We start from the raw sequence: 13,247 nt of genomic DNA, 5'->3' as shown, positions 1-13,247 counted from the left end.
CTAACCGCTGAGCCCGGCACTCGGCAATCCCATGCCCACAGGAATGCAACACCGGCATGGAAAAGCGTTTTCACGAACATGCAATCTTTCCACGATTGCATTATTCTTCCGTCATGAACCAATACACCCTCCAGCAAAAAGTCTTTCTCTTCCTCCTGGTCATCGTCACCATCGGTTTCGGCTGGATCCTCATGCCCTACGCCGGCGCAGTATTCTGGGGCATCGTGCTGGCGATCCTGTTCATCCCCCTGTACCGCCGCCTGCTGCGTGCGACCAGGCAGAAAGCCAATCTCTCCGCCCTGCTCACGCTGCTGTCGATCGTGGTGATGGTGATCATCCCGGTGGCCCTCATCACGGCCTCGCTGGTCCAGCAGGCGGCCGGCGTCTACGCCATGATCGAATCCGGCCACATCGACTTTGGCCTGTACTTCCGCCAGATCATCGGGGCGCTGCCGGACTGGCTGGTCGGCCTGCTGGAGCGCTTCGACCTCACCAGCATGGCCACCCTGCAGCAGAAGCTCTCGAGCGTCGCGGCCCAGGCCAGCCAGGTGACGGCCAAGTATGCCCTCAACCTCGCCAGCAACACCTTCGATTTCCTGGTCAGCCTGACCATCATGCTCTACCTGCTGTTCTTCCTGCTGCGCGACGGCCATTCGCTGGCGGGGCGCATCAAGACCGCGGTGCCGATGAGCCGCAAGTACAAGCAGCGCCTGTTCGACAACTTCACCACCGTGATCCGCGCCACCGTCAAGGGCAATGTGCTGGTGGCGATCGCGCAAGGCGCGCTGGGCGGGCTGATCTTCTGGATCCTGCACGTGCAGGCGCCGCTGCTGTGGGCGGTGGTGATGGCCTTCCTGTCGCTGCTGCCGGCGGTCGGCGCGGCCATCGTGTGGGCGCCGGTGGCGGTGTACTTCCTGGTGACGGGATCGGTGTGGCAGGGCGCGGTGCTGATCGCCTTCGGCGTGTTCGTGATCGGCCTGGTCGACAACGTCCTGCGCCCGATCCTGGTCGGCAAGGACACCAAGATGCCGGACTACGTGGTGCTGCTGTCGACCGTGGGCGGGATGGCGCTGTTCGGGCTGAACGGGTTCGTGATCGGGCCGGTAATTGCGGCGCTGTTCATTGCGGCGTGGGATTTGTTTGCTTCGGCTGATGAATTTCATCAGGAATGAGGGCGCGTGGCTGGCGTCCCCGTGGCTGCAAAGGTGGAAGCGTCGGTGGACGCCGGCGGTGCTGCCGGGCTTCAAGCGTGCCTTGCCGACCTTGGCAGGCAAACTGCACTGCACTTGGTAATGCCGTCTTCAATGTCGAGCTGCATGGCTTGCATGGGTGCTTCGAAGACTGGGCCGTTACAACTGGTATCGAATCCAAGCTGGGCCAACTTGAACGCTGAAGATCGCAAAAATGCAACCACGCTGATATCGTGAAGCCATCAATTCTTGAAAAGGCGGCTATGCAGGCAAATGAACACAGACAGGTAATCGAAAAATACATCGCTGCCTACAATGCGTTCGACGTGGACGGCATGCTAAAGCTCCTGTCACCCGAAGTGCGCTTCGAAAACTGGTCGGGCGGCCACCTTACTACTGAAGCGTCCGGCATTGACGAGTTCAGGCAACTTGCAGAACAGGCCAAGACCATGTTTTCCGAACGCGAACAGCGCATCACGGCTTTCAAACAGGAGGTGGACTCGGTCATCGTGAGTATTGCGTATCGCGGCCGCCTCGCCGTGGACATTCCAGATGGCCCGCGTGCGGGAACTGTGCTGGACCTGAACGGCGAATCCGAATTTGCCTTCGACAGCCGCCTGATTTCCAAGATCGTCGATCGAAGCTAAGGCTGATATCGAGTTGAAAATCAGGCTGCTAAATCTCACACTAGAGCTTCCGCTTCGGGTCGAGGGCGGACGCTGCAAAGGTCTGCTATCGGCCGTGGACAATCGTGACACTCAGTGAGTTTTCCTCGGCCGCGACCTGCTATCTTGAAGCGAACGGCCGGGATCGGCCAGAAGCGGACCTCCGCCAAAAGGGAATGCTGTTGCCTAAGAGAGGCCGAACACCCATGAATCATGACGATGAGTATCGAGGGGTTGCCGCGTACGAGAAAGCAGCAGCGCTGAAAAAAGTTGGGCAGGACGAGTCGGGCTGGGAGATCTATTACGACGATGATCGAACTGGCGAACGATGGGTTATGGATTACCCTGACTCAGGGCAGCATGGTGGTGGTAGTCCGAGACTTCGCCGTCTTCGAAAAACCGCTTGTTGAAGCTCGATTAGCCGTTAAAGCTGATTTCGCAATGTCTGCTCTGGGTCGAAAGCGGCCTCAGCCTAGCGACCGAGAGATGCCATGGCGAGCCTGCCGATGTGTCCAGTGACGCGGCGCCTTTTATTAATGTGAAGTAAGCGGGTGACAGGCCGTTTTTACGCCTTTTAAGGGACGCAGATCACCATGAAAAATGTATTCGGTACCGGACTGCTGGTCGTTTTGCTGACCGCCATGGCGCCGCTAGCGCTGGCCGATCCGGCCCACGACCTGGTCATGCACCAGCACCCTGGCAGTAATCTGAAAACGCTGGCATTTGCAACCGCACAGAAGACCCATACGTTCGCCACGCTGGCTTCCAAAATCGGCATATCGGCAGCGACATCGCTCGTGTCGAGGGAGCTGGACGTTCAGGCGCAGAAATTCCAGGTCCAATGGGATGACAATCTGGCCCAGCCCTATGCCCGGCATTTCACTGCTGAGGCGCTGGCATAGCTTGCAGCGCAAGGCCGCGATTCCAAATATTTCCGCAAGCTGGCAGAAAAGCAGGCGGCCATCGGAGCGGACATGCAGCGCATGAGTACGCCGATTCTGATGACTTATGTCACAGATGTTTTGACTGCTGCGCTTTCCAGGATGTCGAAGAATTGAAGGGCTGCGAGTCGGCTGGGCATTCGACAGCAAACGTTCAACAGGCCGGCAATCATCTGTCGGCAATCCGTTGCGAAGTTTCGCCAGATTCTACTTCTCGCAACCGATGCGCATCCCCCGCCCCCAGCTGCATCCCATAAATCCGTTTCAAATCCTCGATACGCCCCAGGCTCTCTTCACCGAACGCGCTCTTGCCTTCGAAGGCATGCAGCACGATCCCCTCCACCAGGTCGCCCAGGCTGATGTCGTGGTATTCGGCCAGCGCCTTCAGCACCTTCAGCATCTGCTTTTCGATGCGCAGGCCGGTCTGGACCCGCTCCACCGTCACGCGTTCAGTCATGGCGGTCTCCAGTGCGGTCCGGCAGGGTAAAGGTCGTGCGCGCAGTGCCGGAGCCCAGCAGCGCCGGCGAATAATAGCGGTCCAGCAGCCCGCGCTGGCACAGCTCGGGATGCCGGGCGATGAAAGCATCCCAATCCGCGGCGCCAGGCGCCAGCCGTTCCGCCACCAGCGCCATGAAAGCGACCGTCACCGTCTCGTGGTACAGGTCCGGCTTGCCCAGCTTGCCGGCGAGCGCCTGCAAGGCGTCCCGCATCGCCATGCAGGCTTCGAGGAAGGGCCGCGTGCGCAGCAGCAGGAAGGCGGCGCGCAGGTGGGCGCGGTGGTCGAAACCGGCGGGTAAAAGCTGTCCGGCGGTGAAGGCGTCGATGAATTGCTGGTCGGTCATGCATGCCTCGAAAAATGGTGAAGCATGTTACCAATGTACCAAAATAACGTCAATACAACGCTGCCCTGCAGCATGAATAAAGATTATGAGGTTCAGTGTTGCAGTTATGAGACGTTTAACTACTTGCCCATGGTTGCCAACTGGTAAATTCTTGGAAACGCGATTTTTCCCAAGGAGCAAGTACTTGAAACTCACCCCGATCCGCCATTCCCTGCTGCTCGCCCTGTACGGCGGAGCCGCGCTGGCCGCCCTGCCCTTCGGCGCTTCGGCCCAGACCAGCGCCCCGGCCGCTTCGTCCGACAGCACCATGCAGAGCGTCAGCATCGTCGGCTCGCGCCGCGTCGGCAACACCTCGGCCACCGACACCCCGGTCCCGGTCGACTACATCCCGCTGACCAAGTCGGCCGAGCAAGGCGGCCAGTTCGACTTGGCGCAGACCCTGACCAACATCTCGCCCTCGTTCAACTCGACCCGCCAGACGGGCGCGGACGGCGCCGACCTGGTCGACTCCGCTGCCCTGCGCGGCCTGGGCTCGGACCAGACCCTGGTGCTGGTGAACGGCAAGCGCCGCCACACCACCGCCCTGGTGAACCTGTTCGGCGCGCGCAACCGCGGCAATACCGGCACCGACATGAACGCCCTGCCGCTGCTGGCGATCAAGGACGTGCAGGTGCTGCGTGACGGCGCCGCCGCGCAGTACGGCTCCGACGCGATCGCCGGCGTGATCAACGTCGAACTGAAGAAGAGCCTGGGCTGCGAATCGATCGTCGGCTTCGGCGAATACTCGCGCCACGACGGCAAGAACTGGCTGGCCTCGGCCTACTGCGGCGTCGCGGTGGCGGACGGCGTGCTCGGCATCACCGGCGAATACTACGACCGCGGCCGCTCCAACCGCGCCGACCCCGGCAACCCGCGCACCATCGGCGACACCAAGTCCCAGAACAAGACCGTCTACGTGAACGGCGAATTCCCGGCCGGCCCGGGCAAGCTGTACCTGACCGCCGGCGCGCAGACCCGCGACGCCTCCTCGGCCGCCTGGGCGCGCGGCGGCGTCGGCTCGGACGACATCCCTTCGCGCAACTCGGCCGCCATGTACCCGGAGGGCTTCGTCCCCTACATCAACGGCGACATCGACGACCGCTACGCCATCCTCGGCTACCGCACCCGCCTCGGCGAATGGGCCGGCGACTTCTCGCAGACCTACGGCTACAACCGCATGCGCTACACCATCGCGCACACGCTGAACGCCTCGATCGCGAACCTCGACCCGAAGGGCATCAGTCCCTCGCAATTCGACGCCGGCGGCTTCTCGTTCCGCCAGCTGACCACCAATGCCGATTTCAGCAGGTACTACGCCGATGTCCTCGGCGGCCTGAACGCGGCCTTCGGCTTCGAATACCGCGCCGAGAACTACAAGATCTTCGCCGGCGAACCGGGCTCCTACATCGACGCCGACGGCGTGGGCGTGGGCGGCAATGCCGGCAGCCAGGGCTTCCCGGGCTTCCAGCCGGGCGACGCCACCAACCGCGACCGCCACAGCAGCGCCGCCTACCTCGACTTCGAGGCCGACCTGACCGCCCGCACCAAGCTGCAGGCCGCCCTGCGCCACGAGCGCTATTCCGACTTCGGCTCGACCACGACCGGCAAGCTGGCCGGCTCGTTCAAGGCAACGAATGATGTCCTGCTGCGCGCCTCGGCCAGCACCGGCTTCCGCGCGCCGTCGCTGCAGCAGGTCTACTTCTCGTCGACCTTCACCGACTTCATCAGCGGCGTGCCGATGGACGTGGTGCTGGCGCCGAACGGCGGCAAGGTCGCCAACGCGGCCGGCATCCCGCAGCTGAAGGAAGAGAAGTCGAAGAGCTACACCCTGGGCCTGACCTGGACCCCGGACAAGTCGGTCTCGGTGACGGCCGACCTGTACCACATCGACATCGACGGCCGCATCGTGCTGTCGGGCCGCTTCGACGCCGACAACTACCCGGCGCTCGGCGCGACGCTCCAGACGCTGGGCGTGGGCCAGGCGCAGTTCTTCGTGAACTCGATCGACACCCGCACCCAGGGCCTGGACCTGACCGCCTCGCACCGCACCAACGTCGGCGCCGGCAAGCTGGTCACCTACCTGGCGATGAACTTCAGCCGCACCGAAGTGACCGGCGTGCATGCGCCGGCCGCGCTGGCCGGCTTCGAAGACGTGCTGCTGTCCGAGCGCGAGCGCCTGTTCATCGAGCAGGGCGGCCCGCGCCGCAAGGCCACGCTGGACTTCGACTACACCCAGGGCAAGCTGGAAACGGATTTCCGCATCGTGCACTACGGTCCGCAGACCCTGGGCACCTTCTCGGGCCCGCCGGTGCCGAACCAGTACTACAAATCGAAGACCTCGGCCGACCTGTCCTTCACCTGGTCCTTCACCGACAAGACCAAGCTGACGGTGGGCGGCACCAACATCTTCAACGTCCACCCGACCGCGCAGAACCCGGACGAGACGGATAATGGCTTCAAGTACGAGAGTGTGCAGTTCGGCCTGAACGGGGCGGCTTACTTCGCCCGTTTGGCGCATAAGTTCTAATTGGAATACCGTCGTCCCCGCGCAGGCGGGGACGACGGACCTACGCAACACCTACCGAAACTCGTCCTTACCTGACTTGTGTTATGTTGGACACCGATGACGCGGCTAGATGCCTCGATCATGTGGAAGTCATTCATAACGGCAATGCACAGCATGGACCCCTTACCGTTATTGTCCCTGGTCGTACCGTTCTATAACGAAGAGGAAATGATCGGGCAGTTCTTTGGCCGCGTCATTCCCGAACTCGAACGCATCCCGGGCATCCGCTTCGAAATCGTGTGCGTCAACGACGGCAGCCGCGACCGTACGCTCGAGCATCTGGTCGTCGCTTCGCGCCAGGACGGACGGGTGCGCGTGATCGACCTGACCCGCAATTTCGGCAAGGAAGCGGCCCTCACGGCCGCCATCAACGAAGCGCGCGGCGACCTCATCGTGCCTTTCGATGCCGACCTGCAAGACCCTCCCCACGTGATCGGCAAGCTGGTCGACAAATGGCGCGAAGGCTACGACGTCGTGCTGGCCAGGCGCGTCGACCGCGAATCCGATTCCCTGCTCAAGAAATGGACCGCGATCTCCTTCTACCATTTCCACAATGACGTTTCCGACGTCAAGATCCCGGAAAACGTCGGCGACTTCCGCCTGTTCACCCGTACCGTCTGCGACGCCCTGAAGGCCCTGCCGGAGTCCTGCCGCTTCATGAAGGGCCTGTTCGCCTGGGTCGGCTACCGCACCGCCGTGGTCGACTACGTGCGCGAAGCGCGGGCCGCCGGCAAGAGCAAGTTTTCGGGCTGGAAGCTGTGGAATTTCGCGCTGGAGGGCATCACCAGCTTCAGCACCCTGCCGCTGCGCATCTGGACCTACCTCGGGCTGTCGGTGGCCCTGCTGGCGCTGAGCCGCGCCTTCTACCTGGCCGGCCGCACCCTGATCTACGGCGTCGACGTGCCTGGCTATGCCTCGCTGGCCACGGCGATCCTGCTGCTGGGCGGCATCCAGCTGATCGGCATCGGCGTGCTGGGCGAATACATCGGCCGCATCTACCTGGAGTCCAAGGGCCGCCCGATCTACCTGGTGCGCCAGCGCTTCGAGGGGACGCCCCCGCATGCCTGACGGATCCCTCCCGGGCCCGGCCGTGCCCTGCCGCGCCACCCGCATCATGCTGGGCCGCTTCCTGGTCTACGCCCTGGTCGGCGCGGCCGGCACCGCCGGGCACTACGCCTTCCTGATCACGGCCGTCTCGGCGGGCATGCTGGCGCCGGTGCCGGCCTCGATCCTCGGCGCGATGGTCGGCGCCGTCATCAACTTCGTGCTGAACACCCTCGTCACCTTCCGCGGCCGGCTGGCGCTCGGCACGGCGGCGCGCTTCTTCGCCACGGCGGCGCTGGCGGCGGCCGCCAACGGCGTGCTGATGTCGGCCCTGCTGGCCGCGTTCGGCCTCGACTACCGCCTGGCCCAGTTGCTGGTCACCGCGGTCCTGCTGTGCGCCACCTTCGGAATCAATTCGGCATGGACTTACCGGGCGACGAAGGCGCGCTGAGCCCGGGCCGCGCGCCGCAGGCGCGGCGCGCGGGCTGGCTCGACGGCGGGCTGCCGCTGGCGCGCTCCCGCTTCCTCCTGCTGTGCGGCGCGGTCGGCCTGCTGGCCCTGCTGCTGCGCCTGCCGACCCTGTCCAGCCGCTCGCTGTGGCTGGACGAGACCTACAGCGCCTGGTTCGCCGCGGTGCCGCTGCCTGCGCTGTGGACCGAAGTGCCGCTGTACGAAACCCATCCGCCTTTCTACTACACGCTGCTGAAGGCCTGGAGCGCCCTGTTCGGCGCGAGCGAGGCCGCGCTGCGCAGCCTGTGCGTGCTGGCCAGCGTGCTGACCGTGGTCCTGATTCCCGCGTGCGCGCGCTGGGCGCGCCTGGGCGCGCGCGCCGAGCGCATCGGCCTGCTGGCCGCGCTGCTGCTGGCGGTGAACGCGAACAGCATCCTGTTCGCCCAGCAGGCCCGCCCCTATGCCATCCACGCCTTGGCCGGCATGCTGGCCGTGTTCTTTTCCTGCATGCTGGTGCTGGAGCTGTCCCGCCCGCCCATGCCGGGCCGCCGTCCGCGCCTGTGGACCTGGACCGCCGGCCTCGCACTCAGCGCCAGCCTCATGCTCTGGCTGCACAATACCGGCATGTTCGCCGCCTTCGGCATCTGGACCGGGATGGCGGCCGGCCTGCTGCTCGCATCGCCCGGGCCGCGCATGCGCCAGGTCACGGCGGTGGGCCTGGCCGGCCTCGGCGCCCTGCTGCTGTGGTCCCCCTTCCTGCCGCTGCTGCTGCGCCAGAGCGCGGCGATGGCCAGGCTGGCGTACTGGATCCGCTTCAGCCCCCGCAACATCACGGGCGCCTGGACCGTGATGTCGGGCGCCCAGATCCTGCACTACCCGATGCTGGCGCTGGTGCTGCTGGCCTTCTTCTGGCTGTGGAAGCGTTCGCGCCCTCACTTCTGGCTGCTGGCCTGCACGATGGCGCTGCCGGTGCTGGCGATTGCCGCCTACAGCCTGCTGGCCAAGCCGGTATTCCTGTCGCGCCTGTTCGAATGGCTGGCGCCGCTGACCATGGCGCTGGCGGCGCTGGGCATCGCCACCTTGCGCCCGCCCTGGCGCCTGCCGGCGCTGGCCGTGGTGCTGGCTTTGTCCGCCTGGGGGGTAGCAGATTTCTACCGCTCGTATACCGAGAACTGGCGCGAGATGCTGGCGCAGTTGCAGCGCGAGGCGCGGCCGGGCGACCTGGTGCTGGCGTTCCCCAACGAGGTGCAGATGCCGGTCGCCTACTACATGAAGCGCGGTCCGGCGGTGACTTACCTGCCCGGCCCCTTCCCGGCGCGGGGCCTGGCGCGCGTCTATACCGGCAATGCCGGCGCGCCCAACATCGCGCCCGAAGACATCCCGCGCCTGCGCTCCCTGCTATGGGGCCGCCAGAGGATCTGGCTGATCGAGCGGCGGGCCGATCTCTACGATCCGGACGGTCTGGTGAGGAAGGAACTGGGCGCCTGCTGTAGACTGGTGCGCAAGGTGGATGGAATCGGGGGCGAGATTTCCCTGTACGAAGCGCGCTAGGTCCCGGCGCTACGCCGGGAAGCGCACCGTCGCCGCGAGTCCGCCGAGCCGCTGCGATTCGTCCAGCACCAGCGTGGCCCCATGCCGCTCGGCGATCGCCTTGATGATGGCCAGGCCCAGGCCCGATCCGGCGGCCTCGCTGCCGGGTACGCGGTAGAAGCGGTCGAACACGCGCTCGCGTTCCTCGGGCGGGATGCCGGGGCCGGAGTCCTCGACCGTCACGCTCAGGCAGCCCTTCTCCGCCGCCACCGACACGTCGACCGTGCCGCCGGCCGGGGTGTACTTGATCGCGTTGTCGACCAGGTTACGCAGCAGGATCATCAGCGCTTCCGGCTGGCCTTCGACCTCGCCGGCGTCGGCGCGCTGCAGGCCGAGGTCGATGTGCCTGGCCTGCGCCACGCCGATCAGGTCGGCCACCGCGCGCCTGGCCAGGCCGGCCAGCTCCACCGGCTGGTACGGCGCGGCGTTGGCTTCCTGGCGCGCGAGGATGAGCAGCTGCTCGACCAGGCGGGTCGCGCGCTCGATGCCGGCCGACAGGCGCGAGACCGCCAGCTTGCGCGCTTCGGCACTGTCGGCGCGGTTGTCGGAACGCTCCAGGCTCTGCACCTGCAGCTTGAGCGCGGCCAGCGGCGTGCGCAGTTCGTGGGCGGCGTCGGCGACGAAATTCTGCTGGGTGGCGAACGCGGTGCGCACGCGCCCGAACAGCAGGTTCAGTTCCTGCACCAGCGGCCGCACCTCGTCCGGCAGCCCGGCGTCCGACACCGGAGAGAGATCGTCGGCCTGGCGCGACGCCAGCTGCTTGCGCACGCGCGCGACCGGCTCCAGCGAGCCGCTGACCACCCACCACACGACCAGCATCAGGATCGGCATCATCACCGCGATCGGCCCCAGGGTGCGCAGGGCCAGGTTGCTGGCCATGCTGCGGCGCACGGCCAGGTCCTGGGCCACCTGCACGGTCTGGTTATTCGTCTGGATCGAGAAGATGCGGTAGGTGGTGCCGTTCGCGCGCACGTTGGAAAAGCCGAGCACCGCGCGCTGCGGCAGGCGCGCGTGCGAGGCGCTGCGGAACACCTGCACGCCGTCCGGCGACCAGACCTGCACCACCAGGTCGTCGTTGCCGGTCAGCGGCGTGTCGACGCTGCCGGCATCTTCGCCGTTGGCCAGCGGGACGCGCGAGCGCAGCGACAGCGCCATCTGCTGCATGTGGTAGTCGAAGATCTGGTCGGCGTCGGCGAGCGCGGTGCGGTAGGCGATCGTGGCCTGGGCGACGGCGGCGATAGTGATGGCGGCCAGCAGGTACCACAGCAGCCGTCCGCGCAGCGAGTGCGTCACCTTCGCCTTCACCTTCGCACCTGCGGCGCTCATGCTTTCGGCACCATGTAGCCCACGCCGCGCACGTTCTGGATCAGTTCACTGCCGAGTTTCTTGCGCAGGCCATGGATGTAGACCTCGACCGCATTGCTGCTGACTTCATCGCGCCAGCTGTACAATTTTTCTTCCAGCTGGGCCCGCGACAGCACCGCGCCCGGACGGGCGACCAGCGCCTCCAGCACGGCCCACTCGCGCGCGGACAGCACCACCGGCTGGCCGTCGACCAGGGTTTCGCGGGTAGCGGGATTGACGGAGATGTTCTTGTACTCGAACACCGGTTCGGCGCGCCCGGCGGCACGCCGCAGCAGCGCACGGATGCGCGCCAGCAGTTCGTCGAGATCGTAGGGTTTGAGGACGTAGTCGTCGGCGCCGGCATCCAGCCCGGCGATGCGCTGGGCGACGGAATCGCGCGCGGTGGCGACCAGTACGGGAGTGCGGTCCTTGCGGGAGCGCATCGAGCGCAGCACTTCGAGCCCGTCCTTGCGCGGCAGGCCCAGGTCGAGCAGCACCAGGTCGTAGTTCTGGTTCTGCATCAGGGCCGTGTCGGCCATTTCGCCGTCCTTGACCCAGTCGACGGCGTAGTGCTCGGCCCTGAGCAGGTCGAGCACCACTTCGCCGATCATCGTATCGTCTTCCACCAGCAGCAGCCGCATCAAATCCCCCGATTCTCAGAAAACCATGCGGATAGAAGAAGAATCTTTCGAGCTTTCAGTCTACCGAGGGGAGCTTAAACTCCCCTTAAGTACACCCTTAAGCAATCCTTAACCAATCCGCACGGGAATAAAGATTTTCTCATCCCCACGCTGGATCAACAAGGCAACCGACTTGCTCGACTTGCCGACCACGTCGCGGACCTGCTCGACGCTGTTGACCGGCTTGCCGTTCACCGACAGCAGCACGTCGCCCGGCTGTACGCCGGCCATCTGTGCCGCGCCGCCGGCATCCTCGATCAGCAGGCCGGCCGGGATGCCGGACTGGCGGCGCTCCATCTGGTCCAGCGGACGCAGGGCCAGGCCGAGCTTGGCGCCCTTGTCGGCGCTGGCCAGGTTGTCGCGGTTGCCCGGCGCCGCCTTCTCGTTGGCGTTGCCCAGGGTCGCGCTCAGCTGCACGTTGCGGCCGTCGCGCCACACATCCAGCGTCACCTTGTCGCCCGGCCTGGCGACCGAGACGATGCCGGTCAGGTCGGTCGAGGCGACGATCGGCTGGCCGTTGAGCTTGCGGATCACGTCGCCCGCCTTGAGGCCGGCCTTGTCGGCGGCGCCGCCGCGCTCGACGTTCGACACCAGCGCGCCGTCCGGCGACTCCAGCTTGAACGAATCGGCGAAGCTCTGGTTCACGTCCTGCACCACCACGCCCAGCTTGGCATGCTGCACCTTGCCGGTGGCGACGATCTGGTCCTTGATGCGCACCGCGACGTCGATCGGGATCGCGAACGACAGGCCCTGGTAGCCGCCGGTCTGGCTGTAGATCTGCGAGTTGATGCCGACCACTTCGCCTTTCGTGTTGAACAGCGGGCCGCCCGAGTTGCCGGGGTTGACCGCGACGTCGGTCTGGATGAAGGGCACCTGGTCGCCCGGCAGCGAGCGGCCTTTCGCGCTCACCACGCCGGCCGTCACGCTGCTCTCCAGGCCGAACGGCGAGCCGATCGCCAGCACCCATTCGCCGACCTGCAGGTTGCGGCTGTTACCGACCGGGACCACCGGCAGGTTCTTCGCGTCGATCTTCAGCACGGCGACGTCGGTCTTCGGGTCGGAGCCCAGCACCTTGGCGCGGTATTCGCGGCGGTCCTGCAGCTTGACCGTGACTTCGTCGGCGTCGCGCACCACGTGCGCGTTGGTCAGGATGACGCCGTCCGGGCTCACTATGAAGCCCGATCCAGCGCCGTAAACGAGTTCCCGTCCGCCTCCGTTGCCGCGCGGAGGCGTAGGCTGGAAGCGGCGGAAGAATTCATAGAAAGGATCGTCCTCGTCGAACGGCATCTGCTGGCGCTGGGCCACCTTGGTGGTGCCCACGACGCGCACGTTCACCACGGCCGGGCCGTTGTGCGAGACGATCCTGGTAAAGTCGGGCAGGCCGACGGCAGAGGGATTGCCCGCCACCGGGGCCGGGGTCGCTGCGACCGGGGCCTGGACGGGTGCTTGCGCCTGCGCCACCGCGGCGGCTTCGGCGGCGGCGGTGGCGTTGTTGTGATTGACTGCGACCGCGCCCACCGCTCCGCCAATGACACCGGCCGCGCACAGGGCCAGGGTGAGACGTTTTGCGGTGATGGCAGTGACGGCACCTTCGTTTTGCATATACGCTCCCAGATTGGAAAAGTGGTTGTGAAGACTGCTGTTTTGATGCGATTAGTTTCTCGCAACAGCCTTAAATCACTCTTAAGGTCGAGCTTAGGACTGGCTTAAATGGACGTAAAAAAAGGTTCATCGCGCTTTGCCGGGGAATGCATCCTTGATTTTGAGGAAGAAATAAGATGCGTCTCGAAAACCGTACGCCATTCGTTTGATGACCTTAATACGGTTGTTGACGCCCTCCAGGATCGATGAGTTCATCGGATAGATGGCCGAGGCAAGGATGCCGCGACGGTATTT

General features: G+C 65.2%; 14 protein-coding genes. 8 read left to right on the top strand and 6 right to left on the bottom strand.

The window, feature by feature from the left end; all coding sequences use genetic code 11:
• The first annotated feature begins 113 nt into the window (after positions 1–113).
• From AC3A6M_RS14655 to AC3A6M_RS14640, 4 genes are all read left to right on the top strand, one after another.
• Positions 114–1,172, top strand: coding sequence for an AI-2E family transporter (locus tag AC3A6M_RS14655; RefSeq protein WP_487853456.1), 1,059 nt, complete (start codon positions 114–116; stop codon positions 1,170–1,172).
• A 251-nt stretch (positions 1,173–1,423) separates the two neighbouring features.
• Positions 1,424–1,837 carry a nuclear transport factor 2 family protein gene (locus AC3A6M_RS14650; RefSeq protein WP_487853455.1) on the top strand — a complete coding sequence of 138 codons (414 nt, stop codon included), beginning with the start codon at positions 1,424–1,426 and terminating at the stop codon, positions 1,835–1,837.
• A 194-nt stretch (positions 1,838–2,031) separates the two neighbouring features.
• Complete coding sequence (locus AC3A6M_RS14645) at positions 2,032–2,265, top strand: Imm27 family immunity protein (RefSeq protein WP_487853698.1); 234 nt, start codon at positions 2,032–2,034, stop codon at positions 2,263–2,265.
• A 183-nt stretch (positions 2,266–2,448) separates the two neighbouring features.
• On the top strand, positions 2,449–2,757 hold the full coding sequence (locus tag AC3A6M_RS14640; RefSeq protein ID WP_487853454.1) for a hypothetical protein: 309 nt from the start codon (positions 2,449–2,451) through the stop codon (positions 2,755–2,757).
• Positions 2,758–2,965: 208 nt separating this feature from the next.
• Here the strand turns inward: AC3A6M_RS14640 and AC3A6M_RS14635 are convergent, their stop codons facing one another.
• Entirely contained in the window at positions 2,966–3,253 is a 288-nt protein-coding gene (locus AC3A6M_RS14635; protein ID WP_487853453.1) for a hypothetical protein, read from the bottom strand.
• A complete protein-coding gene (locus AC3A6M_RS14630) occupies positions 3,246–3,638 on the bottom strand; it encodes a hypothetical protein (protein ID WP_487853452.1) in 393 nt (130 codons plus the stop codon). Before AC3A6M_RS14630 ends, AC3A6M_RS14635 begins: the two co-directional genes overlap by 8 nt.
• Positions 3,639–3,822: 184 nt before the next feature.
• Here AC3A6M_RS14630 and AC3A6M_RS14625 point away from each other — a divergent pair, with 184 nt between their 5' ends.
• The 4 genes from AC3A6M_RS14625 (at position 3,823) to AC3A6M_RS14610 (ending at position 9,288) form a co-directional block, all read left to right on the top strand.
• Positions 3,823–6,204, top strand: coding sequence for a TonB-dependent receptor plug domain-containing protein (locus tag AC3A6M_RS14625; RefSeq protein WP_487853451.1), 2,382 nt, complete (start codon positions 3,823–3,825; stop codon positions 6,202–6,204).
• Positions 6,205–6,348: 144 nt separating this feature from the next.
• Positions 6,349–7,311 (top strand): glycosyltransferase family 2 protein, encoded by a 963-nt coding sequence (locus AC3A6M_RS14620; RefSeq protein WP_487853450.1) that lies wholly within the window; start codon positions 6,349–6,351, stop codon positions 7,309–7,311.
• The gene (locus AC3A6M_RS14615; protein ID WP_487853449.1) at positions 7,304–7,738 is read left to right on the top strand and encodes a GtrA family protein; all 435 of its coding nucleotides are present in this window, start codon (positions 7,304–7,306) and stop codon (positions 7,736–7,738) included. Before AC3A6M_RS14620 ends, AC3A6M_RS14615 begins: the two co-directional genes overlap by 8 nt.
• Positions 7,708–9,288: a glycosyltransferase family 39 protein gene (locus AC3A6M_RS14610; RefSeq protein WP_487853448.1), complete on the top strand. Its 1,581-nt coding sequence runs from the start codon at positions 7,708–7,710 to the stop codon at positions 9,286–9,288. Before AC3A6M_RS14615 ends, AC3A6M_RS14610 begins: the two co-directional genes overlap by 31 nt.
• Before the next feature lie 9 nt (positions 9,289–9,297).
• Here the strand turns inward: AC3A6M_RS14610 and AC3A6M_RS14605 are convergent, their stop codons facing one another.
• The 4 genes from AC3A6M_RS14605 to AC3A6M_RS14590 form a co-directional block, all read right to left on the bottom strand.
• Entirely contained in the window at positions 9,298–10,653 is a 1,356-nt protein-coding gene (locus AC3A6M_RS14605) for an ATP-binding protein (RefSeq protein WP_487853447.1), read from the bottom strand.
• Positions 10,650–11,312: a response regulator gene (locus tag AC3A6M_RS14600; RefSeq protein WP_487853446.1), complete on the bottom strand. Its 663-nt coding sequence runs from the start codon at positions 11,310–11,312 to the stop codon at positions 10,650–10,652. The genes AC3A6M_RS14605 and AC3A6M_RS14600 overlap by 4 nt, the downstream gene beginning before the upstream one ends.
• A gap of 108 nt (positions 11,313–11,420) precedes the next feature.
• The gene (locus AC3A6M_RS14595; protein ID WP_487853445.1) at positions 11,421–12,953 is read right to left on the bottom strand and encodes a DegQ family serine endoprotease; all 1,533 of its coding nucleotides are present in this window, start codon (positions 12,951–12,953) and stop codon (positions 11,421–11,423) included.
• A 126-nt stretch (positions 12,954–13,079) separates the two neighbouring features.
• The coding region (locus AC3A6M_RS14590) for a transposase (RefSeq protein ID WP_487853697.1) at positions 13,080–13,247 on the bottom strand (168 nt) is incomplete at its 5' end.

Source organism: Telluria sp. Soil_C_11, assembly GCF_057657395.1.
The sequence above is the reverse complement of the archived record's forward strand: the minus strand, read 5'-3'. Positions and strand labels throughout refer to the sequence as shown.